At 73.2% G+C, this 25,310-nt stretch carries 21 protein-coding genes; 14 read left to right on the top strand and 7 right to left on the bottom strand.

Going from position 1 to position 25,310, the window contains the following annotated elements:
- Nucleotides 1-71: 71 nt before the first annotated feature.
- The 4 genes from ACULK4_RS05005 to ACULK4_RS05020 are packed head-to-tail and all read right to left on the bottom strand — an operon-like array spanning nucleotide 72 to nucleotide 5,712.
- Nucleotides 72-2,510, bottom strand: coding sequence for a beta-xylosidase/alpha-l-arabinosidase (locus ACULK4_RS05005; RefSeq protein WP_445965751.1), 2,439 nt, complete (start codon nucleotides 2,508-2,510; stop codon nucleotides 72-74).
- Nucleotides 2,507-3,409, bottom strand: a complete 903-nt coding sequence (locus ACULK4_RS05010; protein WP_445965750.1) for a carbohydrate ABC transporter permease — start codon at nucleotides 3,407-3,409, stop codon at nucleotides 2,507-2,509. Before ACULK4_RS05010 ends, ACULK4_RS05005 begins: the two co-directional genes overlap by 4 nt.
- 1 nt (nucleotide 3,410) lies before the next feature.
- On the bottom strand, nucleotides 3,411-4,409 hold the full coding sequence (locus tag ACULK4_RS05015) for a carbohydrate ABC transporter permease (protein ID WP_445965749.1): 999 nt from the start codon (nucleotides 4,407-4,409) through the stop codon (nucleotides 3,411-3,413).
- 4 nt (nucleotides 4,410-4,413) lie between these two features.
- The gene (locus ACULK4_RS05020; protein ID WP_445965748.1) at nucleotides 4,414-5,712 is read right to left on the bottom strand and encodes an ABC transporter substrate-binding protein; all 1,299 of its coding nucleotides are present in this window, start codon (nucleotides 5,710-5,712) and stop codon (nucleotides 4,414-4,416) included.
- Between the two features lie 135 nt (nucleotides 5,713-5,847).
- Between ACULK4_RS05020 and ACULK4_RS05025 the strand changes: the two genes are divergently transcribed.
- The 4 genes from ACULK4_RS05025 (at nucleotide 5,848) to ACULK4_RS05040 (ending at nucleotide 10,116) form a co-directional block, all read left to right on the top strand.
- Nucleotides 5,848-7,059, top strand: a complete 1,212-nt coding sequence (locus ACULK4_RS05025; RefSeq protein WP_445965747.1) for an ROK family transcriptional regulator — start codon at nucleotides 5,848-5,850, stop codon at nucleotides 7,057-7,059.
- Nucleotides 7,060-7,261: 202 nt separating this feature from the next.
- Nucleotides 7,262-8,539 carry a multidrug effflux MFS transporter gene (locus ACULK4_RS05030; protein ID WP_445965746.1) on the top strand — a complete coding sequence of 426 codons (1,278 nt, stop codon included), beginning with the start codon at nucleotides 7,262-7,264 and terminating at the stop codon, nucleotides 8,537-8,539.
- Nucleotides 8,540-8,632: 93 nt separating this feature from the next.
- Nucleotides 8,633-9,106: a GNAT family N-acetyltransferase gene (locus ACULK4_RS05035; RefSeq protein WP_445965745.1), complete on the top strand. Its 474-nt coding sequence runs from the start codon at nucleotides 8,633-8,635 to the stop codon at nucleotides 9,104-9,106.
- 128 nt (nucleotides 9,107-9,234) lie between these two features.
- Nucleotides 9,235-10,116 (top strand): phosphatase PAP2 family protein, encoded by an 882-nt coding sequence (locus ACULK4_RS05040; protein WP_445965744.1) that lies wholly within the window; start codon nucleotides 9,235-9,237, stop codon nucleotides 10,114-10,116.
- Here ACULK4_RS05040 and xdhC read toward each other — a convergent pair.
- From xdhC to ACULK4_RS05055, 3 genes are read right to left on the bottom strand one after another with little or no spacing between them, the layout of a single operon-like run.
- The gene (gene xdhC, locus ACULK4_RS05045) at nucleotides 10,067-10,933 is read right to left on the bottom strand and encodes a xanthine dehydrogenase accessory protein XdhC (protein ID WP_445965743.1); all 867 of its coding nucleotides are present in this window, start codon (nucleotides 10,931-10,933) and stop codon (nucleotides 10,067-10,069) included. The two genes, ACULK4_RS05040 and xdhC, sit on opposite strands and share 50 nt — an antisense overlap.
- A gap of 11 nt (nucleotides 10,934-10,944) precedes the next feature.
- Nucleotides 10,945-13,353 carry a xanthine dehydrogenase molybdopterin binding subunit gene (gene xdhB, locus ACULK4_RS05050; RefSeq protein WP_445965742.1) on the bottom strand — a complete coding sequence of 803 codons (2,409 nt, stop codon included), beginning with the start codon at nucleotides 13,351-13,353 and terminating at the stop codon, nucleotides 10,945-10,947.
- Nucleotides 13,350-14,822: a xanthine dehydrogenase small subunit gene (locus tag ACULK4_RS05055; protein WP_445965741.1), complete on the bottom strand. Its 1,473-nt coding sequence runs from the start codon at nucleotides 14,820-14,822 to the stop codon at nucleotides 13,350-13,352. The genes xdhB and ACULK4_RS05055 overlap by 4 nt, the downstream gene beginning before the upstream one ends.
- A gap of 132 nt (nucleotides 14,823-14,954) precedes the next feature.
- Between ACULK4_RS05055 and aceB the strand changes: the two genes are divergently transcribed.
- The 10 genes from aceB to ACULK4_RS05105 all read left to right on the top strand — a co-directional run bounded on the left by aceB (nucleotide 14,955) and on the right by ACULK4_RS05105 (nucleotide 25,238).
- Nucleotides 14,955-16,553: a malate synthase A gene (gene aceB, locus ACULK4_RS05060; RefSeq protein ID WP_445965740.1), complete on the top strand. Its 1,599-nt coding sequence runs from the start codon at nucleotides 14,955-14,957 to the stop codon at nucleotides 16,551-16,553.
- Nucleotides 16,550-17,809: a DUF6986 family protein gene (locus ACULK4_RS05065; RefSeq protein ID WP_501043357.1), complete on the top strand. Its 1,260-nt coding sequence runs from the start codon at nucleotides 16,550-16,552 to the stop codon at nucleotides 17,807-17,809. The genes aceB and ACULK4_RS05065 overlap by 4 nt, the downstream gene beginning before the upstream one ends.
- 42 nt (nucleotides 17,810-17,851) lie before the next feature.
- Complete coding sequence (locus ACULK4_RS05070; RefSeq protein ID WP_445965739.1) at nucleotides 17,852-18,712, top strand: bifunctional allantoicase/(S)-ureidoglycine aminohydrolase; 861 nt, start codon at nucleotides 17,852-17,854, stop codon at nucleotides 18,710-18,712.
- An 8-nt stretch (nucleotides 18,713-18,720) separates the two neighbouring features.
- Complete coding sequence (gene allB, locus ACULK4_RS05075; protein WP_445965937.1) at nucleotides 18,721-20,133, top strand: allantoinase AllB; 1,413 nt, start codon at nucleotides 18,721-18,723, stop codon at nucleotides 20,131-20,133.
- Entirely contained in the window at nucleotides 20,123-20,617 is a 495-nt protein-coding gene (gene uraD, locus ACULK4_RS05080; protein ID WP_445965936.1) for a 2-oxo-4-hydroxy-4-carboxy-5-ureidoimidazoline decarboxylase, read from the top strand. The genes allB and uraD overlap by 11 nt, the downstream gene beginning before the upstream one ends.
- Entirely contained in the window at nucleotides 20,614-20,964 is a 351-nt protein-coding gene (uraH, locus tag ACULK4_RS05085) for a hydroxyisourate hydrolase (protein ID WP_445965738.1), read from the top strand. The genes uraD and uraH overlap by 4 nt, the downstream gene beginning before the upstream one ends.
- A gap of 2 nt (nucleotides 20,965-20,966) precedes the next feature.
- Nucleotides 20,967-21,866 carry a factor-independent urate hydroxylase gene (pucL, locus tag ACULK4_RS05090; RefSeq protein ID WP_445965737.1) on the top strand — a complete coding sequence of 300 codons (900 nt, stop codon included), beginning with the start codon at nucleotides 20,967-20,969 and terminating at the stop codon, nucleotides 21,864-21,866.
- A gap of 171 nt (nucleotides 21,867-22,037) precedes the next feature.
- Nucleotides 22,038-23,000, top strand: a complete 963-nt coding sequence (locus tag ACULK4_RS05095; protein ID WP_445965736.1) for a putative endonuclease domain-containing protein — start codon at nucleotides 22,038-22,040, stop codon at nucleotides 22,998-23,000.
- A gap of 127 nt (nucleotides 23,001-23,127) precedes the next feature.
- Nucleotides 23,128-24,405: a saccharopine dehydrogenase family protein gene (locus ACULK4_RS05100; protein WP_445965735.1), complete on the top strand. Its 1,278-nt coding sequence runs from the start codon at nucleotides 23,128-23,130 to the stop codon at nucleotides 24,403-24,405.
- An 11-nt stretch (nucleotides 24,406-24,416) separates the two neighbouring features.
- Entirely contained in the window at nucleotides 24,417-25,238 is an 822-nt protein-coding gene (locus ACULK4_RS05105; RefSeq protein WP_445965734.1) for a hypothetical protein, read from the top strand.
- Nucleotides 25,239-25,310: the final 72 nt, after the last annotated feature.

Raw genomic sequence — 25,310 nt, forward strand, 5'->3', positions numbered from 1 at the left:
TGGTGGCGTGCGGGCGCGACGGGTGCGGCGGACAGCGTGCAGGGGCGCCATCCGCCGAACCGTCGCGGCGCTCAGCCGGTCGTGGGGGCCTCCACGGGGGCGAGGTCGACATCGATGAGCGGGTGCAGGCGGCGCAGGTGGTCGACGACCCGCACCGGCCCTTCGAGGCGGACGGTGTGCGCGTGCACGAGCTCGCCGCTCGAACGGCCGACGCTCAGGACGAGGTCGCCCGGTTCGACGATGCGTTCGCCCGAACGGGACGTGAACGAGGCGAGGTCGGCCGGAACCGTGAACCACACGTCGGCGGCGGCGCCGGGCTCGAGGTCGACCCGGGCGAACCCGACGAGCCGCTGCACGGGCCGCACGACCGATGCGACCGGGTCGTGGAGGTAGAGCTGCACGACCTCGGTGCCGGTGCGCGAACCGCTGTTGCGCACGCGCAGTCGCACGCTCACCGCGCCGTCGGTCGCGATCGCATCCTCGTCGCCCGCGAACGTCTCCCACTCGAACGTCGTGTAGCCGAGTCCGTGGCCGAACGGGTACGCCGCCGTCGGGTCGACGTTCGAGACGTCGCTCGCACGCGCGAGCGGCGCGGCGAGGTACGTGGTCGGCTGCGATCCCGGCGTCGCCGGGATCGACACGGGCAGCCGGCCGCTGGGGTTCACGCGTCCGCTCAGCACGCCGGCGATCGCGCCCGCGCCCTCCTCGCCCGTGAAGAACGCCTCGACGATGCCCGCCGCTTCGGAGGTCGCCCGCCCGAGCGCGTACGGCCTCCCGGCGAGCAGGGCGAGCACCGTCGGCGTGCCCGTGTCGAGCACCGCGTCGACGAGCCGCTGCTGCGCGCCGGGCAGGTCGAGCGACTCCGCGTCGCACCCCTCGCCGCTCGTGCCGCGGCCGAAGAGGCCGGCCCGGTCGCCGAGCGCGAGCACGACGACGTCCGCCGTCGCGGCGAGTGCCGCGGCATCCGCGAGCCCGTCGGTCTCGCCGCCGTCGACCGAGGTGCCGAGGGCGTGACGGATGTCGCTGCCGGGGAACTCCGCCCGGATCGCGTCGAGCAGCGTGGGGATCTCGATGCCCATCTCGACGCCCGGATGCTGCGTCACGACGTGGGTCGGGAACGAGTAGCAGCCGAGCATGGCGTACGGGTCGTCGGCGTTGGGGCCGATGACGGCGATGACGGACGGCGCGTCGGCACCGGTCGCGGCGAGCGGCAGCGCGCCGTCGTTGCGCACGAGCACGACCGCGCGCTCGGCGAGCTCGCGTGCGAGCTCCCGGTTGGCGGGCGGGTCGAGGTCGATCGCGCCCCGGACCGACGCGGCATCAGGGGCCTCGACGCCACGCAGCGCGGGCGGCACCGGCGACCAGCCGGCATCGAGCAGCCCGAGTTCCGCCTTCTGCCGCAGTACCCGGCGCAGGGCGGTGTCGACGAGCGCGACGTCGACCACGCCCGCCGTGACCGCCGCGTGCAGCGGCTCGCCGAACGCCTTCACGGTCGGCAGCTCGATGTCGATGCCGGCCTCGAGGGCCGTGCCCGCGGCATCCGCCCACGTGTCGGCGACGCCGTGCAGCAGCTTCAGGAACGCCACCGCGAAGTAGTCGGCGACGACCGTGCCGTCGAAGCCCCACGTGTCGCGCAGCAGCTCGGTGAGCAACCATCGGTCGCCCGCCGACGGCACGCCGTCGAGGTCGGAGTACGAGTTCATGACGCTGCGCGCGCCGCCCTCGCGCACGGCCATCTCGAACGGCGGCAGCAGCACGTCGGCGAGCTCGCGCCGCCCGATCGACACGGGCGCCAGGTTGCGTCCGGCCTTCGAGGCCGAGTAGCCGACGAAGTGCTTCAGCGTCGCGACGATGCCGGACGACTCGAGCCCGCGCACGTAGGCGGTGCCGACCGTGGCGACGAGGTACGGGTCCTCGCCGATGGTCTCCTCGACGCGGCCCCAGCGCGCGTCGCGCACGACGTCGAGCACGGGAGCGAGCCCCTGGTGGACGCCGACCGAGCGCATGTCGGCGCCGATGCGCCGCGCCATCCGCTCCACGAGGGCCGGATCGAACGTCGCGCCCCACGACAGCGGCACCGGGTACGCGGTCGCGCCCCACGCGGCGAAGCCGGCGAGGCACTCCTCGTGCGCGACCGCCGGGATGCCGAACCGGTTCGCGGCGGCGATGCGCTCCTGCATGCGCACGAGCGAGAGCGCGCCGGCCGCCGCGTCGACCGGGGCCGTGCCGAACGGACGCGTGACCTGGCCGAGCCCGGCGGGCAGGATGGCGTCGAGGTCGACGTCGTCGTTCAGGTCGTGCTGGTGCGGGGCGACGTCGGCGTGCCCGTCGTCGGAGGCGCCCACCCAGACGCCGTAGAGCTGCGCGAGCTTCTCGTCGAGGGTCATCTCGGCGATGAGCGCGCCCACGCGCTCGTCGAGCGGGCGCGCGGGGTCGCGCCACGCGGCATCCGTCACCGCGGTGGTTCGCGGCGAGCGGATGCCACCGGCCGTCGTGTCGTGCTGCGTCATCCCTTCACCGCCCCCTGCAGGCCGCCGACGATGCGTCGCTCGGCGGCGAGGAAGAACACGAGCGCGGGGATCATCGCGAGCGACGTGTAGGCGAGCACGGCGGCGGTGTCCTGCGAGTACTGCGTCGAGAACTGCGTGACCCCGAGCGGCAGCGGCCACAGTTCCTGCGGCAGGGTGCCCGTGCTGATCACGAGCAGGGGCAGCAGGTAGCCGTTCCAGCTGCCGACGAACGCGAGCACGCCGACCGTCACGAGGCCGGGCATCGACAGGGGCAGCAGGATGCGCCAGAAGAAGCCCAGCCGGGAGGCGCCGTCGATCGACGCGGCCTCCTCGAGCTCGTCGGGGATCGCTCGCAGGAACGGCACGAGGATGATGATCGTCGTCGGCAGCGCGAACGCGATCGACGGGATGATCACGCCGAGGTACGTGCCGTGCAGGCCGAGCGTGCGAAGCAGCAGCGTGAGCGGGAGCGCGGCGACCGTGAGCGGGAACATGAGGCCGGCCGCGAACAACGTGTAGAGGCCCTCGCGGCCGCGGAAGTCGTAGCGGGCGATCACGAACGCGGCCATGATGCCGACGATGACGACCCCGAGGGTGGTGCCGGCGGCGAGCACGACGCTCGCGAACACGTTGCCCCAGAAGCGCGGCGCGCCGAGCACCGTGACCCAGTTCTGCAGGGTCCACGGGTCGGGCAGGCCCGCGGGGTCCGCATTGAGGTCGGCGGTCGTGCGGAAGCCGCCGATGAAGACGTACATGACCGGCCCGATGGCGATGGCCGCGACGACGAGCGCGACGAGGTAGACGACGGGCTGGCTCCAGTCGATGCCGCGCCGCGCGGGCCGCCGGGGCGGCAGGTCGTCCGGCGCCCGGCCGGTGGTGATGGCGGTGGTCGCGCTCATGTCAGCGCACTCCTCGGGTGATGGCGCCGGCGAGGTCGCGGCGGAGGGCGAAGCGCTGGTAGACGAGCGCCACGAACAGGGAGATGAAGAAGAGGATGACGGCGATGGCGCTGCCGTAGCCCGGCTGGCCGGCGAACTGGCCCTGCTGCACCATGTACGTCGCCATGGTCTCGGTCGACATGCTGCGCACGGTCGGCGCGACGGTGACCCAGACCATGTCGAACAGCTGCAGCGCGCCGATCATCGACAGGAACGCCCAGATCCGGATGGTGGGCCCGAGCAGCGGGATCGTGATGTGACGCTGGATCTGCCACCAGCTCGCGCCATCGATCGCGGCGGCCTCGGCGAGCTCCTCGGGCACGCCCTGCAGGCCGGCGAGCATCAGGATGATCGCGAAGCCGAGGTACTTCCACGTGAGGATGAGGAACAGCGTCCACAGGGCGATGTCGGGGTCGGCCAGCCAGTTGCGCTGCAGTTCGCCGAGTCCGATCGCCTCCAACGCCGCATTGACGCCGCCCGTCGGCTGCAGCAGCAGCTTCCAGGAGAGGCCGGCGATGACCTCGGCGAGCACGTACGGGACGAAGATGAGCAGGCGCAGCGCCGCGCGTCCGCGCATCGGGCGGTTGAGCAGGAGCGCGATCGCGATGGCGAGCGGGCCCTGGATGGCGAGCGAGAAGACGAGGATGAGGAAGTTGTTGCCGATCGCGCGGACGAACTCGGGGCTGCCGAACGCGCGCTCGTAGTTGGCGAGGCCGATGAATCGCTCCGGGTCGGCCAGGTGCTCCCAGCGGAACGCGGGAGGCAGGTTGTAGAGGCTGTACACGGCGGCGAGGATCACCGGCAGGATCACGAAGCCGAGGAAGAGGAACAGGGCCGGGCCGACCAGGACGGCGATCTCGATCCGCTGGCGCGCGGAGCGGGGGCGTCGGGGGCGGCCGCCCGGGGCGGGGGCCGGGCCCGCGGAGGTCGCGGGCCCGGCCGGGTTCAGTACTGCGGTCATGGTGCTACTGCGTCGCCGCAGCATCCTCCATCTTGGTGACGATCTCCTCGGGGGTGCCGGCTCCGCCGAAGAGGTTCGTGATGCCCTCGTTCATGGCGTTGCCGACGGTGGTGCCGAAGGCCGTGTCGAACCAGAGCTGCACGAACGAGGCGTTCGCGAGGCCCTCCGCGACGGCCTTGAGGTTCTCGTCCTCGATGGACTCGGTCGCCGCGGGTACGGTCGGGATGCCCGAGCCGCTGGCGGCGAACTTCGCCTGGACCTCTTCGCTCATGATGTACTCGAGCAGCTCGGCGCACTCCGGGGGCGCCTCGGCCGAGCAGCCGTAGCCGTCGCCGCCGCCGAGTGCCGCGGTCGGGTCGCCCGCGGCATCCGGGATGCCCGGGAAGGGGAACCAGCCGAGGAACTCGGGCACCTGCTGGTCGGGGGTCAGCCCGCCGATCACGCCGGCGTTCCAGTGGCCCATGAGCTCCATCGCCGCCTGGCCGTTGGCGATGAGACCGGCCGAGCTGCCCGCGCCCTGCTGGGCGGGGGTGCCGAGGAAGCCCTCCTGGAACGGCTCGATCGCGAGGAAGTCCTCGAGCTGCTCGCCGGCCTCGACCCAGCAGTCGTCGCTGAAGTCGCTCTCGGCCTCGCCGGCCTGGAGCGCCTCGGGCGAGCAGGAGTGGAGCGCGAACTGGTACCACCAATGGGCGGCCGGCCACTTGTCGCCCGCGCCGACGGCGATGGGCGTGATGCCCTCGTCCTTCAGCTGCTCGACGGCGTCGACCAGCTCGTCGAGCGTCTCCGGCGGGGCGTCGATACCGGCCTGCTCGAACAGCTCGGTGTTGTACCAGAAGCCCTCGATGCCGAAGGTGAAGGGGACGCCGTACGTCTTGCCGTCGACCTGCCACGGGTTGATGGTGGCGCCGACGCTCTCGATGGTGTCGGGGATCTCGTCGTCGAGCGGCATGAGGTAGCCGTTCTCGACCTGGTCGCGGAGCTCGCCGCCCGGCCAGACCTGGAAGAGGTCCGGCGGGTCGCCAGCTGCCAGCGCGTTCGGGATGAGGGTGCGCTGCAGCTCCTCGTTCTGGTAGCCGGTCTGCTCGACGTTGATGCCGGGGTGCTCCGCCTCGAACTCCTGGGCCACCTCCTCCCACACCTCGGGGAGTGGTCCGGTGGTGCCGTTGTGCCACCAGGTGAGGGTGACCTCGCCGTCGCCGCCCTCGTCGCCGCCGTCGCCGGTGCTGCACGCGGTGAGGGAGGCGAGGGCGAGGCCGGTGGCCGCGGTGAGCGTGACGAGCCGCATGGTGCTGCGTCTGTTCATCATTGAACCTCTCGAAAGTTTCGACCTCAACGTCGAAAGTGATCTGGACGCCTCGAATATACGCCGCCGTCGTTTTGCGGTCAAGCACAACATATTCGGCGCGGTGCCTCCCGACGGCTCGGATGCGTCCCTAGAGTGGATGCCGTGCCAGACCGGACCGGAAGTTTCGACGGCGTCCACCGCCGCAACCTCGCGCGCGTGCTCGGCCTCGTGCACCTCGAAGGGCCGCTCTCGCGTGCTCGGCTCACCGCGTTGACGGGCCTCAACCGGTCCACCATCGCGGCGCTCGCCGGAGAGCTCAACGAGCTCGGCCTCGTCGAGGAGCGCGCGCCCGACCCCACCAACCGCGTCGGACGCCCGTCGCCCGTGGTCGCCGCCGACGAGCGCGTCACGGCCATCGCGGTGAATCCCGAGGTCGACGCCGTGACGATCGCCGCGGTCGGCCTCGGCGGCCGCATCGCCGCGCGCCGGCGCATCGACGTCGACCACCTGGCTCCGCCCCACGAGGTGGCCCGACTGGTCGCCGACACCATCGACGGATGGCGCGGGGCCGAACTCGCGCACGCCCGCTTCGTCGGCGTCGGCCTCGCCGTGCCGGGCCTCGTCCGTGGTTCCGACGGGCTCGTCCGGTTCGCGCCGCACCTGGAGTGGCGCGAGGTGCCCCTGCGCGCGTTCGTCGAGGAGGCGACGGGGCTTCCGGCCGCGATCGGCAACGACGCGAGCCTCGGCGCGATCGCCGAGCACCTGTTCGGCGCCGGTCGGGGCGTCGACGACCTCGTCTACGTCAACGGCGGCGCCAGTGGCATCGGCGGCGGGCTCATCGTCCACGGCCGGCCGGTGGGCGGGGCGAGCGGCTACGCGGGGGAGTTCGGGCAGAACCGTCCGGGCATCGCGGCATCCGTCGACCGCCGTGCCGACGGCGGGGTGCTCGAGGACGAGGTGAGCCGCACGCGACTGCTCGAGGCGGTGGGCCTGCGAAGCGCCGACGAGCCGACGCTCGCCGCCGCCATCCGAGACGCCATCGAAGCGGATGCCGCGGCCGGCGTCGCCGTCGCGGAGGAGGTCGACCGGCAGCGCCGCATCCTCGCCACCGCACTCGCCAACGCGGTGAACGTGCTGAACCCGTCGCTCGTGATCCTGGGCGGGTTCCTCGCGACGCTCGCCGAGCAGGACCCCGACGCGCTGCGCGCGGCCGTGGCCGCGCAGGCGATGCCGGCCGCCGCCGAGGACGTGGACCTCGTCGTCGCGGCGCTCGGCGAGGACCGCCTCATGATCGGGGCGGCCGAGGCGGCGTTCGCGTCGCTCCTCGCCGATCCGCTCGCCGCCGCGCACCCGGTGGTCGAGTAGCGCCGGAAAAGTTCGCACTTGCGCGAAACCCCGCTCGCGCCGCTAGACTGGCCCGAGTCGAATCGATTCGAGCCGGTGTCCGACCGGCCGCGATTCCGAACGGCGCCTGCGGGCGCCGTCTTCGTTCGCCAGGCGCCCGACGGCGTGCGCCACGCACCAGCCCTCCGCACGACCGCACTCGAGCACGCCACGGGAACCGCCTATGTCCACCGCCTCCATCCCCATCATCCGGCCCGACGACCTCGAGCCCAGCGTCGGGCGCCACCCCGGCGACCTCCTCAGCCGTCGCCAGCGCCTCGTCTACGTGGTCGTGCTCGGCGCGCTCACCGCGCTCGGCCCGTTCACGATCGACCTCTACCTCCCCGCGTTCCCCGCGCTCGAGTCCGAGCTCGGCGTGAACGCCGCGGCGATCCAGATCACGCTCACCGGCACCATGATCGGCTTCGGCCTCGGCCAGCTCGTCGTCGGCCCATGGAGCGACAAGGTCGGGCGCCGCCTGCCGCTCATCCTCTCGACGATCGTGCACATCGCGGCATCCGTCGCGGCGGCCCTCGCACCCGACATCGCGTGGCTCACCGCGTTCCGCCTGCTGCAGGGCTTCGGCGCGGCCGCGGGCGGCGTCGTCGCGATGGCGATGGTGCGCGACCTGTTCGGCGGCAAGCCGCTCGTGCGCATGCTCTCCCGCCTGGCGCTCGTGGTCGGGCTTGCGCCCGTCATCGCGCCCGTCGTCGGCTCGCAGCTGCTCCAGGTCATGGACTGGCGCGGGCTCTTCTGGGTGCTCGGCGCCTACGGGCTCGTCGTCATGCTGGCCGTCGTGTTCCTCATCGTCGAGACGCTGCCCGAGTCGCGCCGCCACGTCGCGGGCCACTCCTCGATGCGCGAGCGCTACCGCGCGCTGTTCCGCGACCGCGTCTACCTCGGCGCGGCGCTCGTCGGCGGCATGACGTTCACCGGCCTCTTCGCCTACCTGTCGACGTCGTCGTTCCTCTTCCAGCAGGTCTACGGCTTCACGCCGCAGGAGTACGGCATCCTCTTCGCGGTCAACTCGATCGGCGTCGTCATCGGCGTGCAGGTGTCCTCGCGGCTCATCCGCGGACCGATCCCGCCGCAGTACATCATCGCCGGCACGACGCTCGTGCACCTCGCGATGGCGATCGCGATCGTCGTGCTCGACAGCTCGGGCGCGGGATTCTGGGGCACCGCCATCCCGCTGTGGATCTACATCGCCGCGTGCGGGTTCACGTTCCCGGCCGTGCAGGTGCTCGCACTCGCCAACCACGGTGCCGAGGCGGGCACCGCGGCGTCGCTGCTCGGGGCACTCAACTTCGGCCTTGCCGGCGCGCTCTCGCCGCTCGCGGGCATCATGGGCGTCGGAACGGCGGTGCCGATGGCGATCGTCATGGGCGGCGCCGCGGTGGTCGCGGTGTCCTCGGTGTGGCTGCTCGTGCGACCGTCGACGGTGCCCGCGCTCTCCGACTGACCCGGCGGCCGAGCCGGCAGGTCGGCCCTCGCCCTGGCGATGCCGCCCGGATACGCTCGGACGCAACCGGGCAGGCGAGGGATGGAGCACGCGATGGGGACGTCCGACGGGCCCGAGATCCGTCGAGCGACGGTGACGGATGCCGCGGCGACCGGCCGCCTGCTGTTCGACTTCAACACCGAGTTCGAGACGCCGACGCCCTCCGCCGAGGAGTTCGCGCGGCGCTTCGACGACCTGCTTCGCCGCGACGACGTCATCGTGCTGCTGGCCGTGGCGTCGGAGCCGGTCGGCTTCGCCTACCTGACGCTGCGCCCGACCCCGTACGGCGACGGCCCGCTCGCGCAGCTCGAGGAGCTCTACGTCCGCCCGGAGCTGCGCGACCGCGGCATCGGCACCCGCCTGCTCACGGCGGCGCTGGCCGAGGTGCGCGAGCGCGGGGCGATCGAGATGCACATCAACGTCGACGAGGTCGACGTCGACACGCGGCGGTTCTACGAGCGGCACGGGTTCGTGAACATCGAGCCCGGTGAGGACTATCGCATGCTCTTCTACCTCCGCGAGCTGTGACCGAGCCCCGGGGCTCTCACCGTGCCCTGACCGGGCGCTGGTACCACGCGCAACCGCCACGCGTCGAGCCCGAGCCACGCGGCATCCGCTTCTCAGGGCCTTCCCGGCTCGCCGACTAGCGTGGGAGCATGACCGCACCGGCCGGAACCGACGAGCACACCGACGACGCGCAGCATGCCGCTGCGGGCGAGCCTCACGGCGCGCACGGGCCGCGTGCCCAGGCGGCGACTCGGGTCGACGGCAAGGCGGCGGCGCGCGCCGACGACCTGCGGCCCGAGGCACGCGAGGAACGCACCGAGTACGTCGGCCGGTTCGTGCCGTTCGCGGTCGGCATCGCCTCGCTCATCATCGCGGCGCTGCTCGGGGTGATCCTCATGCTGCGCGCCGACGGCATGTTCGAGATCGACGAGGAGTGGGCGGAGGACGTCTTCGAGCTGCGCGGCGGCATCGGCGACATCTTCGCGTTCGGCATGGACGCCCTGGGCGGCGGCATCGTCGGCGTCTTCCTCGTGCCCATCGCGGTCGCGGTGATCCTGCTCGTGGTGCGACGGCCGTGGGCGGCGTTGTTCTTCGTCGTCGCGTCGGCCGCGAGCGCCGGCGTCGTGCAGCTGCTGAAGAACCTGTTCGGCCGCGCCCGGCCTGAGGACATGCTCGTGGCGTCGGACTTCGGCTCGTTCCCGTCCGGGCACGTGGCCAACGCCGCGACCATCGCCGTGACGATCGGCATCATCGTTCCGAAGCTCTGGGTGTGGATCGCGGGCGCGATCTACACCGCCCTCATGGCCGTGAGCCGCACCTACCTCGGCGTGCACTGGATCACCGACACGATCGGCGGCGTGCTCATCGGCGCCGGCGTCGCCCTGCTGGTCTGGGTGCTGTTCGCCCGGCGGCTCGAACGCGAGCGCCTCGACCGGGCGGCGAAGATCGCCGAGCACAACCGGCTGCGCGCCGAGGCGCACGTCACCCCGCCGGCGCGACCCCGCTCCCGCGAGACCGTGTCGGCCGGCTGACTGCGGCCGCCTCGACGAGCTGCAGCACCCGCGCGGCCACGCTGACGGCGATCGCTGCGGGTTCCTTCGAGCGGATGCCGTCGATGCCGATCGGCGTCGTGATGCGCGCGAGCGCCGTGTCGTCATGTCCGGCCTCGGCGAGTCGCGCGCGCAACCTCGCCCACTTCGACCGCGAGCCGATGAGCCCGATCGAACCGAGACCGCCGGTGCGCAGCGCCATGTCGCAGATCGCGAGGTCCTCGGCGTGGTCGTGGGTCATCACGAGCACGTGCGCGCCGGCGGGCAGTTCGGCGAACGCGGCCTCGGGCACGGGCAGGTGACGCAGGCGCACCTCGGCGACCGCGTCGGCGAACGGGCCGGAGCGCCCCGGCTCGCCGACGCGCGCGGGTGCGAGCATCGCCGCACGCGAGTCGACCAGGTCGAGCCGGACGGGGTGCCGCGCGAGGACGCGCGCGAGCTCGAGCCCGACGTGCCCGATGCCGAAGATCGCGACCGCGGGCACGACCGGCACGGGTTCCAGCAGCATCGTGACCTCCCCTCCGCAGCACTGCACGCCGTAGTCGACGACCGCCTTGTCGCTCAGGGTGAGCGTGAGCAGCTCGGGCTCGGCGGCGCCCGCGTCGAGCATGCTCCGGGCACGGTCGACAGCGGTCTCCTCGAGGTTGCCGCCGCCGACGCTGCCGAACAGGGTGTCGGAGGAGACGACCATCTTCGCGCCGCCGTTCCGCGGCGCGTGCCCGCGCACGGCGGCGAGGGTGACGAGTACGGCGGGCGTCCGCGTCTGGCGGAGCAGCTGCAGGGCGTCGACCCAGTCCATGCGTCCTCCGCTCAGTGCTCGGATCCGACGGGGGCGCGGGACCGGTCGGGGGCGGATGCCGCGGCATCGGTCGGCTCGGCGGCGTCGCCGGACTCGCTCGCGGAACGCGCCGCCTCGATCGCCCAGAACGTCGCCTCGGGCGTCGCGGGCGACGCGAGCTCCACGACGTGCCCGGTCGGCCCGAACGCGGCGACGGCCTCGCGGATCGCCTCGCGCACGCTGAACGCGAGCATGAGCGGCGGTTCCCCGACCGCCTTGCCGCCGTACACCACGCCGTCGTCGGCGGCGCGCTCGAGGAAGTGCACGTTGAGCTCGTCGGGCAGCTCCGAGAAGCTCGGCAGCTTGTAGGTGCTCGCCGACTGCGTGAGCAGGCGCCCGCGGCCGGGCCCGTCGGTCTCGTCCCAGCGCAGCTCCTCGAGCATGAGCCATCCTGCGCCCTGCATGAATCCGCCCTCGACCTGCCCGAGGTCGACGAGCGGCGAGAGCGAGTCGCCGACATCGTGGACGATGTCGACCCGGCGGAGGCGCGTAGCGCCCGTGAACCCGTCGACCTCGACCTCGGACGCCGCGGCACCGTACGCGAAGTACTTGAACGGCGTGCCCTGCATCGTCGCCGGGTCCCATCCGAGGCCCTCGGTGCGGTAGAAGCCGGCCGCCCAGAGCTGCACGCGCTCGTGGTACGCGGTCTCCACGAGTTCGGCGAAGGCCATCGCCCGGTCGGTGACGGATGACACGACGAGGCCGTCGGCGAAGCGGATGTCGCCGGCCCCGCCGCCGAGGTGCGCCGCGGCGACCTCCGCCAGGCGGTCGCGGATCTGCTCGCACGCGTGCTTCACGGCGCCGCCGTTGAGGTCGGCGCCCGACGACGCAGCGGTCGCGGACGTGTTGGGCACCTTGTCGGTGCGCGTCGGCGCGAGCCGCACGGTCTCGAGCGGCACGCCGAGCGCGGTCGCGGCGACCTGCAGCATCTTGGTGTGCAGCCCCTGCCCGAGCTCGGTGCCGCCGTGGTTCACGAGCACCGAGCCGTCCTTGTAGACGTGCACGAGCGCGCCGGCCTGGTTGTAGGCGGTGAACGTGAACGAGATGCCGAACTTCACGGGCGTGATCGCGAGCGCCCGCTTGATGTCCGGGCTGCCGGCGTTGAACTCGGCGATCGACGCGCGGCGCTCGTCGAACGAACTCTCGGTGCGCACGCGATCCCAGATCTGCTGCAGGCGCTCGGCGTGGCGGACCTCCTGGCCGTAGGGCGTGGTCTGGCCGGGCCGGTAGAGGTTGCGCTCGCGCAGCGCCACCGGGTCGATGCCGAGCGCGGGGGCGACGCGGCCGAGGATGTCCTCGATCACGAACATGCCCTGCGGCCCGCCGAATCCGCGGAACGCCGTCTGCGACGTCTTGTTGGTCTTCGCGATGCGCCCGTGCACCGCGATGTCCGGGATCCAGTACGCGTTGTCGACGTGGCACAGCGCGCGGCCCAGGACCGGCTCCGACAGGTCGAGGCTCCAGCCGCCGTCGGCCGTGAGCGTCGCCTCGAGCGCGAGGATGCGCCCGTCGTCGTCGAACCCGGCGCGCCAGGTCGCGTGGTACGGGTGGCGCTTGCCGGTCATCGTGAGGTCCTGCGTGCGGGTGAGGCGCAGTCGAACCGGGCGGCCGGTGCGCGCAGCGCCGAGCGCGGCGACCGCCGCGAGCCCGTGCGGCTGCATCTCCTTGCCGCCGAACCCGCCGCCGAGCCGCAGCACCTGCACCGTGACGCGGTTCGACGGCACGCCGAGCACGTGCGCGACGATCTCCTGCGTCTCCGACGGGTGCTGCGTGCTCGAGTCGACGAACACCTGCCCCTCGGAGTCGACGTGCGCGAGCGACGCGTGCGTCTCGAGGTAGAAGTGCTCCTGCCCGCCGACGAAGCTCTCGCCCTCGAACACGTGCGGTGCGTTCGCCAGGGCGGATGCCGCGTCGCCGCGCCGCACGGTCGGCGCGAAACCCTGGTACGAGCCGGCCTCGACCGCCTCGGCGATCGTCACGATCGACGGCAGGGGCTCGTACTCGACATGGACCGAGGCTGCGCCGCGACGCGCGGCTTCGGCGGTCTCGCCGAGCACCCACGCGAGCGCGTGCCCGTGGTACCTGGCCGCGTCGGGGAACAGCGGCTCGTCGTGCTTCGTGCCCGCGTCGTTGACGCCCGGCACGTCGTCGGCCGTCAGGACGTGGACGACGCCGGGCACCTCGAGCGCGGGCGCGACGTCGAGCCGGACCCGCGCGTGCGCATGCTCGGACTGCACGGGCCACGCGGTGAGCACCCCGCCGCGGCGCGCCGCGACATCGTCGGTGTACGTGGCGACGCCGGTCGCGTGCTGCGCGGCGCTCTCGTGCGGCATCCGCTTGCCGACGACCGCACCGTCGGGGCGTGCGGCGAGCTCGCTCATGCGTGCACCTCCTCACGGGCGGTGCTGCGGTACAGCTTGAGCAGCGCGCGGTTCAGCATGAGCGCGCGGTACTCGGCGCTCGCCCGATGGTCCGACATCGGCGTGCCCTCGTCGCCGAGCACGGATGCCGCGTCCCGGACGGTCTCGAGGTCCCATCGGCGTCCGGTCAGGGCCGCCTCGGTCGCACGCGCACGGATCGGCGTGGCAGCGACGCCGCCGAGCCCGATGCGGGCCGCCGCGACCGTGCCGTCGTCGCCGAGGTCGATCGCGAAGCCGACCGCGACGCTCGAGATGTCGTCGTACCGGCGCTTGGCGACCTTGTGGAACGCGGCGAGGTTCGCGAGGGGCAGCGGGATCCGGATGGCGCGGATGAGCTCGTCCGGCCGCCGGACCGTCTGCCGATATCCGGTGAAGTACTCGGCGAGGTCGACCTCGCGCTCGCCGTCGGCCGAGACCAGCAGCAGTCGCGCCTCGAGGGCCAGCAGCGCGGGCGCGGCGTCGCCGATGGGGGACGCCGTGCCGAGGTTGCCGCCGATGGTCGCGCGGTTGCGGATGAGCGGCGACGCGAACTGCGGGAACAGCGCGTCGAGCAGGGGCACGCGGCCGTCGAGCCGGCGCTCCGCCTCGCTCAGGCTGAGCGCCGCGCCGACCTCGATCGCGGAGTCGTCGACGCGCACCTCGCGCAGTTCGGGCAGGTGCTCGATCGCGACCGTGAGCGGCGTGCGCCGGCCGCGCAGGTTCACCTCGACGCCCCAGTCGGTCGACCCGGCGACGACGGTCGCGTCGGGCTCGTCGCGCAGCATCCGCAGCGCCTCGTCGAGGCCGCCGGGGCGCACGAACCGCTCGCCGTCGTGCTCGACGTCGGTCGCGCGGGCGGGCGGTGCCGGGTGTGCGCGACGCGCGGCGAGCGGGTCGGCGTCGTCGGGCGCGCCGAGCGAGTACGCCGCGTCGCGGATCGGCCGGTACCCGGTGCAGCGGCACAGGTTGCCGGCGAGCGCGTGCAGGTCGAAGCCGTTCGGGCCGTGGTCGTGGTCGGGGTGCTCCGGGCGAGCGGATGCCGCGGCATCCGTCGTCGTGCCGCCCGCGCGACCGAGCCGGTAGAACTCGGCGGCCATGCTGCACGCGAACCCGGGCGTGCAGTAGCCGCACTGCGAGCCGCCGCCGGCGGCGAGCGCGGCCTGCACCGGATGCGGGGCGTCGGGCGTGCCGAGCCCCTCGGCGGTCACGACCTCCTGCCCGTCGAGCCCGGCGACGGGGAGCAGGCACGCGTTGACCGCCGTCCAGGTGGTGCCGCCGTCGTCGGCCGGGACGGCGACGAGCACCGAGCAGGCGCCGCACTCGCCCTCGGCGCAGCCCTCCTTCGCACCCGTGAGGCCCCTCGCGCGAAGCCAGTCGAGCGTGGTCGTGTGCGCGGCCACCTGGCCGTCCGAGTGCTCGATTCCGTTGACGGTCACGACGATGTGCTGCATCCGCACCCCCTGCCGCGAGTCTACGCCGGGGTCATGGCCGGTGGTCCGGTTGCGCCGCGGGGGTATCTGCCAAGATGAGGCTGAGCGTGCGGAGCGCGGCCCCGCAGAAGCCCGGGAGGGAGCGGCAGACGCATGACCGTCGAGATCGCCCGCGCCGCCGAGGTCGCGGGCAGCTCCGAGATCCTCACCGACGACGCCCTCGCGTTCGTCGAGGCACTGCACCACGGGTTCGACGCGAGGCGACGCGAGCTGCTGGCCGTGCGCCGCGCCCGACGCGAGCGGATCGCGGCCGGCGAACCGCTCGACTTCCTCGCCGAGACCGCCGAGGTGCGTGCGGGCGACTGGCGCGTCCCGCCTCCGCCCGCGGCGCTCGCCGACCGACGCGTCGAGATCACCGGTCCGGCGTCGCCCGCGAAGATGGCGATCAACGCGGTGAACTCGGGCGCCCGGGTCTGGCTCGCCGACCTCGAGGATGCGTCGAGCCCGACCTGGGCGAACGTCATCGGGAGCGTCCTGAACCTCCGGGACGCCGCGCGCGGCACGCTCGCGTGGACCTCGGCGGAGGGCAAGGAGTACGCGCTGCGCGACGACCTCCGTCGCCCCACCGTCGTCACCCGCCCGCGCGGCTGGCACCTGCCCGAGAAGCACGTGCTCATCGACGGCGAGCGCGCCTCGGGTTCGCTCGTCGACTTCGGCCTGCACTTCTTCCACACCGCGCAGCTGCTCATCGACAACGGCGACGGGCCGTACTACTACCTGCCGAAGCTCGAGAGCCACCTCGAGGCACGGCTCTGGAACGACGTGTTCGTGTTCGCGCAGGAGCGGCTCGCCATCCCGCAGGGCACCATCCGCGCGACCGTGCTGATCGAGACCATCCCCGCGGCGTTCGAGATGGACGAGATCCTGTTCGAGCTGCGCGAGCATGCCTCCGGCCTCAACGCCGGCCGGTGGGACTACCTGTTCAGCATCATCAAGGTGTTCCGCGACGCGGGCCCCGAGTTCGTCGTGCCGGACCGCGCCTCGGTGGCGATGACGGCGCCGTTCATGCGCGCGTACACCGAACTGCTCGTGAAGACCTGCCACCGCCGGGGCGCGGTCGCGATGGGCGGCATGGCGGCCTTCGTGCCGAACCGCGCCGACCCCGAGGCGACCGCGACGGCGTTCGAGAAGGTGCGCGCCGACAAGACGCGTGAGGCGGCGGACGGGTTCGACGGGTCGTGGGTCGCGCACCCCGACCTCGTGCCCGTGTGCCGCGAGGTGTTCGACGGCGTGCTCGGCGACCGGCCCAACCAGCTCGACCGGCAGCGACCCGAGGTCGAGGTGTCGGCCGCCGAGCTGCTCGACGTCGCCTCGGCCGGCGGCGCCGTCACCGAGGCGGGGCTGCGCACGAACCTCTCCGTGGGCGTGGCGTACACGGCCGCATGGCTCGCGGGCAACGGCGCGGTCGCACTGCACAGCCTGATGGAGGACGCCGCGACGGCCGAGATCTCGCGATCGCAGGTGTGGCAGCACCTGCGGCACGGCGTCGTCCTCGCCGACAGCGGCCGGACGGTGACGCGCGAGCTCGTGCGCGCCGTGCTGGACGAGGAGGTCGCGGCACTGCGCGCCGACGTGCCATCCGACCGCTTCGCCGCGCACTACGAACCCGCCGCGCGTCTCGTCGCCGACCTCGTCCTCGCCAACGACTACGTCGACTTCCTCACGCTGCCCGCGTACGAGCTGCTGGAGTGAGCGTGCCCACCGCACTGACCGCCGACGTGCTCGCTTCGGTCGAGGCCCGACTGGCCCCGACCGATCGGCTGCTCGCGACCGCCTACCCGGGCGACGACGGCACCCGGCAGCCGGTGCACACCGTGTACGTACCGGGCGACCGGTACACGCCCGAGCTGCCCGCGCAGTGGACTCGCAAGGCCCTGGATGCCGTCGCGGCGGCCGGCGGCCTCGAGGCGCTCGCGATCGACGTCGGGCTCGAGGCCGGGATCGCGGCGGAGGTCGTGCCGCTCGTCGAGCGCAAGCTCGCGCACGAGCCGATCGAGGACCTCAGGCTCGACTTCGAGGACGGCTACGGCGACCGCGGCGACGACGTGGAGGACGCGGACGCGGTGCGCGCGGGCGAGCGCGTCGCGGCGGCGTCCGCCCACGTCGCGCCGCCGTTCATCGGCATCCGGTTCAAGTCATTCGAGGCGGCGACGAGGGCCCGCGGCATCCGCACGCTCGACCTGTTCGTGACGACGCTGGTCGAGCGGGGCGGGCTGCCCGACGGCCTCGCGCTCACCCTGCCCAAGGTCTCCACGGTCGCCCAGGTCGAGGCGATGGCCGAGGTCGTCGCGGCGCTCGAACGCGCGCACGGGCTGCCCGAGGGACGGCTCCGCTTCGAGGTGCAGGTCGAGACGCCCCAGCTGGTGCTCGGCGCCGACGGCGTCGCGCCCGTCGCTCGCCTCGCACGCGCTGCGCCGGGGCGCATCGCCGGGCTCCACTACGGCACGTACGACTACAGCGCCGCGCTCGGCATCGCGGCGCCCGACCAGTCGCTCGAGCACCCCGCCGCCGACCACGCGAAGCTCGTCATGCAGGTCGCCGTCGCGGGCACCGGCATCCGCCTCTCGGACGGGTCGACGAACGTGCTGCCCGTCGGCGAGCGCGCACCCGGGGCGTGGCGGCTGCACGCCCGGCTCGTGCGCCGCGCCCTCGAACGCGGCTTCGCCCAGGGCTGGGACCTGCACCCCGCGCAGCTGCCCACCCGGTACCTCGCGACGTACGCGTACTACCGCGATGGCTACCCAGACGTCGCCACCCGCCTGCGCCACGCGCACGAGCGCACGAGCGGCGCCGTGCTCGACGAACCCGCGACCGTGCGCGCGCTCGCCGGGTTCGTGCGCCGCGGCGTGCGGTGCGGAGCGATCACGGCGGACGAGGTCGCCGCCGACACCGGCCTCGACGACGCCGCGCTCGCCGCCTGGGCGAGCCCGAGGCGAACGACGGGCTGAGCGGATGCCGCGCAGCGCGCGGTCCACGGACGAGGAGGTCCCATGAGCGACACCCCGAGCTACTACACCCCGGCGGGCGGGTTGCCGGACCAATCGGAGCTGCTCACGGACCGGGCGATCGTGACCGAGGCGTACACCGTGATCCCGAAGGGCGTGCTGCGCGACATCGTCACGAGCAACCTCCCCGGGTTCACGCGCACGCGCTCCTGGATCCTCGCGCGGCCGATCGCCGGGTTCGCCACGACCTTCGCGCAGCTCATCGTCGAGATCGCGCCGGGCGGCGGCGCCGAGCGGCCCGAGGCGGAGCCCGGCGTCGAGGGCGTCGTGTTCGTCACGTCCGGCGAGCTCACGCTCGAGGTCGACGGGCGGCGCGACGTGCTCGGCCCGGGCGGGTACGCCTACGTGGCCGCCGGCGCGACCTGGTCGATCATGAACGAGGGCGACGTGCTCACGTCCTTCCACTGGATCCGCAAGGCGTACGAGCCCGTCGAGGGTGTCGCGGCACCGGCCTCGTTCGTCACGAGCGACACCGTGGTCCGGCCCGAGCCCATGCCCGGCACCGACGGCGCCTGGGCGACCACGCGCTTCGTCGACCCCGACGACCTCGCCCACGACCTGCACGTGAACATCGTCACGTTCCAGCCCGGCGGGTCGATCCCGTTCGCGGAGACACACGTCATGGAGCACGGGCTGTTCGTGCTCGAGGGGAAGGGCGTGTACCGCCTGAACGGCGACTGGGTCGAGGTCGAGGCGGGCGACTTCATGTGGCTGCGCGCGTTCTGCCCGCAGGCCTGCTACGCGGGCGGGCCGGGGCCGTTCCGCTACCTGCTGTACAAGGACGTGAACCGCCAGGTCCGGCTCACCGATCCGGCGACGGGCCGCGCGGCGAGCCGATGGGGGTGAGCGAGCGGATGCCGCAGGCCGCCGCCGGACCGTCCGCCGCAGCGGCATCCGACGTCTTCGACCTCGTGCTCGCCGGAGAGCGGGTGCTCGTCGACGGGGCGTTCGCGGCTGCCGAGGTGGGCGTGCGCGACGGGATCGTGGCGCAGATCGCGGGCCCGGGCGCCGGGCTCGTCGGCGTGCACCGCGTCGAGCTCGCCGACGACGAGGTGCTCATCCCCGGCCTCGTCGACACGCACGTGCACGTGAACGAGCCGGGCCGCACGGAGTGGGAGGGATTCGCGAGCGCGACGCGCGCGGCCGCGGCCGGTGGGGTCACGACCATCGTCGACATGCCGCTGAACAGCATCCCGCCGACGACGGACGTCGGCGCCCTCGCCGCCAAGCGCGCCGCCGCCCTGGGGCGGGTGTTCGTCGACGTCGGGTTCTGGGGCGGGATCGTGCCCGGCAACGGCGGCGACCTGCTGCCGCTCGTCGACGCGGGGGTGTTCGGGTTCAAGTGCTTCCTGGCGGACTCGGGCGTCGCGGAGTTCCCGCCCGTCGACGCCGACGAGATGGAGCGCGCGATGGCGATGCTCGCCGGCACCGGGACGCTCGTCATCGTGCACGCCGAGGACGCCGCGCGCATCGCCGCCGCGCCGCACCCGCACAGCCGCGACTATGCCGACTTCCTCGCCTCCCGGCCACGCGCGGCCGAGCAGGCCGCGATCGCCGCGGTGATCGCGGCAGCGCACCGCACGGGGGCGCGCGCGCACCTGCTGCACCTCAGCGCCGCGGACGCGCTCGAGCCGATCGCGCGGGCGAAGCGCGACGGCGTGCCGATCACCGCGGAGACGTGCCCCCACTACCTCGTGCTCGCCGCCGAGGACGTTCCGCCCGGCGCGACCGCCTACAAGTGCTGCCCGCCGATCCGCGAGGGCTCGAACCGCGACGCGCTCTGGCGCGGGCTCGAGGCGGACGTCATCGACCTCGTCGTCTCCGACCACTCGCCGGCGCCCGCATCGCTGAAGCTCGCCGGAGACGGCGACTTCGCCGAAGCATGGGGCGGGATCGCATCGCTGCAGCTCGGCCTGCCGCTCGTGTGGACCGAGGCCCGCCGCCGCGGCATCCGCCTCGAACGCGTCGTCGACTGGATGTCGACCGCGCCCGCACATCTCGTCGGGCTCGGATCGAAGGGGGCGATCGAGGTCGGGCGCGCGGCCGACCTCGCGGTCGTCGCGCCCGACGAGTCGTTCACGGTCGACGCCGCGGCGCTCGAGCACCGGCACCCCGTCACGCCGTACGACGGGCGCGAGCTCGTCGGGGTGGTCCGTGCGACGTACCTCGCGGGGGAGCCGGTGGACCGCGGCGCGCCGCGGGGGCGGCTCCTGCGGCCGGACCTCCGACGGGCAGAATCGGAGGGTGGTCCGGGCGATGTCGCTTGACGCGTTCAACGGGGCCGGTCGCGACGAGGCGATCGCCCTCCTGCGACCGTGCCTGGACATCGACCGGTGGTGCGCCGAGCTCGTCGACGCGCGTCCCTACGGCTCCGTCGACGAGGTGGTCGCGGCGGCCGGGGTCGCCGCGTCGCCGTTCACGTCGGCGGAGATCGAGGGTGCGCTCGCGCACCATCCGCGCATCGGCGAACGTCCCGTGGGCCCGGGTGCCGAAGCGGCCATGTCGCGTGCCGAGCAGGCGGGCGTCGACCCCGCCGACGCCGAGGTCGCGGCTGCGCTCGCGGCGGGCAACCGCGCGTACGAGGAGCGGTTCGGACGCGTGTTCCTCATCCGCGCCGCCGGGCGGTCGTCGCGCGACATCCTCGACGCGCTCACCGAGCGGCTCGCGCACACCGCCGACGAGGAGGAGCCGGTCGTCGCCGACCAGCTCCGCCAGATCGCCGTCCTCCGACTGAAGGGACTCCTCGCATGACCACCTCGAGCACCTCGCGCATCACGACCCACGTGCTCGACGCGACCGCCGGGCGCCCGGCCGAGGGGGTCGCCGTCGAGCTGCTCGTCTCCGACGGCGGCGCCTGGCGGTCGCTCGACACGGCGGTCACCGACGCCGACGGCCGCGTCTCGCGGATCGGCGCCGACGAACTGCCGGCGGGGGACTACCGCCTGCGCTTCGACACCGCCTCGTGGTTCGCGGCGCGCGGCGTCGAGGCCTTCTACCCCGAGGTGGTGCTCACGTTCCACGTCGCGGACGACGGCCGGCACGTGCACGCGCCGCTCCTGCTCAGTCCGTTCGCGTATTCGACCTATCGAGGGAGTTGACCATGTCCGAGCCCGCCATCGTCCTCGGCGCCAACCGGTACGGCAAAGCCGAGGTGCGCGTCGTGAAGGTCACCCGCGACACGGAACGGCACGAGATCGACGACCTCGACATCACCTCGCAACTCAGCGGGGACTTCGCCGCGTCGTACCTCGAGGGCGACAACGCGAACGTGGTGCCGACCGACACCCAGAAGAACACGATTTTCGCGTTCGCACGCGACGGGATCGGCTCCACCGAGGAGTTCCTGCTGCGCCTGGCCGACCACTTCACGAGCTCGTTCGAGTGCGTCACCGGCGGGCGCTGGACGGCCGAGCGGTACGCCTGGGAGCGGATCATGTCGCACGGCGCCGAGCACGACCACGCGTTCGTGCGCACCGGCCGGGAGGTGCGCACCGCGATGGTCGTCGCCGACGGCGACGAGCGGCACGTGATCGCCGGGGTCGACGGCCTCAGGGTGCTGAAGACCACCGGGTCGGGGTTCGAGGGCTACCCGAGGGACCGGTACACGACGCTCGCCGAGACGCGCGAGCGCATCCTGGCGACGGAGGTCGCGGCGCGCTGGCGCTACGGCGAGCCGGGCATCGACTACGACGCGGCGTACGCCGGAGTGCGCGCGCTGCTCCTCGAGGCCTTCGCCGAGCGGTTCTCGGCGGGGCTACAGGCGACGCTGTTCGACATGGGGCGACGCGTGCTCGAGGAGCACGCCGAGATCGCCGAGATCCGGTTCTCGATGCCGAACAACCACCACGTCCTCGTCGACCTCTCGCCGTTCGGGCTCGACAACCCCAATGAGGTCTTCTACGCCGCCGACCGCCCCTACGGCCTCATCGAGGCGGCCGTGGTGCGCGAGGGCGTCCCGAGCCCGGCGGTCGCATGGGAGGGCGTCGGCCGCTTCTGCTGACGCCGCGGGAGGAGGTTCGCGCCCGTTCCGGCGTGTCATGTCCCGACATGCCGTCCGCCCGGCGGTTCTTCCTCCCTGCACCCCTCCTCCCCATCCAGCCCACCATGCGGCGGGTCCAGGAACTCCACGGCCCCGGCAGCAGGGGATCCGCGGGCATCCCACCATTCACGCATGCCCGAACTCCTCAGCGAACTCGCCCGGCTCGGCCATGTCGCACGGGAACGCACCCTGGCTGCCGACGGCATCGGCCCGGACCAGGTCGCGCGGGCGGTCGAGCAGGGCACCGTGTTCCATCCGAGGAACGGGTGGATCGCGACACCGTCGGCCGACCGGGAGCAACTGATGGCCGTCGCGGTCGGCGCCCCGATCGGGTGCGTATCGGGGCTGCGCAGGCTCGGCGTCTGGGCGGGCGACGACGATGTGCTGCATCTGCACGCACCGCCCTCATCCGGACACGTCGACACCCGCGCTCGGGCGACCGTCGGCTCCGCCGAGGGAGTGTGGCATCCGCTGACCCCGTCGCATCGCCGGTCATCCGGCGGCGCATGGGGGGCCGCGTCGGGCCGTCCGCGCGTGCACTGGGCCGCCGATCCTGCGCCGAAGCGGGCGTACGACTGGGTCGTGTCTCCGGAGGCCGCGCTGGCGCGCGCGGTGCGGTGCCTGCCCGAGGAGCACGCCCGCGCGGCGGTCGACTCGATATTGCATGAGCGCGTGCTGACGCGCAGCGAGGTGGACGCGGTCCTCGCTGGGGTTCCGACCGCCCGCGTGCTCGTCGACCAGTACACGGGACGCCTCGAATCGGGAGTGGAGAGCCTGTTCGTGCGGCGGATCGCCGCCGCCGGCTTCTCGGTCGTGCCACAGGTGCGGTTCGCGGGGTTCGGGCGCTTCGACGGGCTGATCGACGGCGTCGTGCTCTTCGAGATCGACGGCCGCGGCTATCACTCCGGCGCGGACGAGTTCTACCGGGACCGGGATCGCACGCTCGTCGGGCACGCGTTCGGGGTGCCGGTGCTACGGCCGAGTGCGCGCCACATCCTGGAGGACTGGCCGACGGTGCTCGCGGCAGTGTCCCGTGCGGTGGCGGATGCCGCGATCGTGCGGGCCGCACGCGGCCTGCCGCCCGTGCTGACATGAGCCGGGAGGAAGAGTCCCGCACCCGCCGGTCGGGGACTGCCGACACGCCGGGGTCAAGGCGCAAGTTCCTCCACGCCACCAATTATCCAACTGGACAATTGAGTCTCAGGCGGCTACCGTACCCAGCATGCGAATCCTCCTCATCGGTGCGGGGGGCGTCGGCGATGCCATCGCCAAGATCGCCGCCCGTCGCGACTTCTTCGAGCTCATCGTTGTGAGCGACTACGACGAGTCCCGCGCCCGGCGCACGGTCGACTGGATCGCCGCGAGGCACGGCGACGCGGTCGCGGCGCGGTTCGCCACAGCGCAGATCGATGCGAGCGACCCCGAGGTCGTGGCATCCGTCGCCCGAGAGCACGGCGCCACCCACGTCATGAACGCGGTCGAGCCGAAGTTCGTGCCGTCGATCTTCCGCGGCGCGCTCGTCGCCGGCGCCGACTACCTCGACATGGCCATGAGCCTCTCCGAGCCCCACCCGACCGACCCGTACGCCGAGACCGGTGTGAAGCTCGGCGACGACCAGTTCGCGCAGGCCGACGACTGGGAGAAGGCCGGCCGCCTCGCGCTCGTCGGCATGGGCGTCGAGCCCGGGCTCTCCGACGTGTTCGCCCGCTATGCCGCCGACCACCTCTTCAGCGAGGTCGACGAGCTCGGTACGCGCGACGGCGCCAACCTGGTCGTGCGCGACGAGGAGGGCAACGAGATGTTCGCCCCGTCGTTCTCGATCTGGACCACCATCGAGGAGTGCCTGAACCCGCCGGTGGTGTGGGAGAAGGAGCGTGGCTGGTACACGACCCCGCCGTTCAGCGAGCCCGAGGTGTTCGAGTTCCCCGAGGGCATCGGCCCGGTCGAATGCGTGAACGTCGAGCACGAGGAGGTGCTCCTCATGCCGCGATGGGTCGACGCGAAGCGCGTGACCTTCAAGTACGGCCTCGGCGACGAGTTCATCAACGTGCTCCGCACCCTCAACCTGCTCGGCCTCGACTCGACCACGCCGATCCGCGTCCGCAGCGCGAGCGGCCCCGTCGAGGTCGCGCCGCGCGACGTCGTGGCCGCGGCGCTGCCCGACCCCGCGACGATCGGCCCGCGCATGACCGGCAAGACGTGCGCGGGCCTCTGGGTGACGGGCACCGGCGTCGACGGCGCCCCGCGCGAGGTGTACCTGTACCACGTGAGCGACAACGAGTGGACGATGCGCGAGTACGAGGCGCAGTGCGTCGTCTGGCAGACCGCGCTCAACCCGGTGGTCGCGCTCGAGCTGCTCGCGTCCGGCGCCTGGCAGGGCACGGGCGTGCTCGGGCCGGAGGCGTTCGACGCGCAGCCGTTCCTCGAGCTCATGGCGCGCGCCGAGTCGGAGGGCGGCTACGGCCAGTCCTGGGGCATGGAGGACCGCCTGGCGCGATAGGGTCCGATGCCATGACGGATGCCGCGACCCTCGCCCGCGCGCACGAGCTGGCCGACGACGCCGACCGGCGTGCCGGCATCCGCACCCGCGACGCACGACCCGACGAGCTCGCGGGCGCGCTCGCCAGGTTCGACGCGACGTGGGGCGTCGGTCGCACCGTCGACCTCGCGTCGCTCACGGCGATCGCGCACGCCGGCAACACCGTGCTCGTGGCGGTGCCCGAGCCGGGGGGAGCGCACGCCACGGGCGAGCTCGCCGCGCCCGGCGATCCGCCGCTCGGGGCCGCGCTCGGCTTCCTCGGCTGGGCGGGCGGCCTGCACGTGCACTCGCACATGAACGCCGTCGACCCGCGGGCGCGGGGGCGCGGGGTGGGCGTCGCGCTGAAGCTCCGACAGCGCGCGATCTGCCTCGACCACGGCATCGACGAGGTGCGCTGGACCTACGACCCGCTGATCCGCCGCAACGCCCGCATGAACCTCGTCCGGCTCGGCGCCGAGGTCATCGCGTACCACCCCGACTTCTACGGCGAGCTCCGCGACGCGATCTCGGGAGGCGACCGCAGCGACCGCTTCGAGGTGCGCTGGCGACTCGCGTCGCCGCGGGTCGGGCGTGCCCTCGAGCGGATGCCGCAGCCCGACTGGCGCGCCGAGGGCCGCCTCCTGCTCGTCGCCGACTTCGAGGCCGTGCGCGCGTCGGACCCCCGCGCCGCTGCGGCGCTCCGGGATGCGTCGCGCGAGGCGTTCACCGCGCTCGCCGACGGGCGGGTCCGGCCGGAACTCGACGGGAACGGCGACTACGTGTTCACAGCCGACGATCCCGACCGGGAACGCTGAACCGCGGTCGCGAACGGCTCATGGGGTTCCGCGTGGGCCGCCTGGGGAGGAACGGTGCAGACAATCATGCAG

Source organism: Agromyces selenitireducens (genome assembly GCF_052748465.2).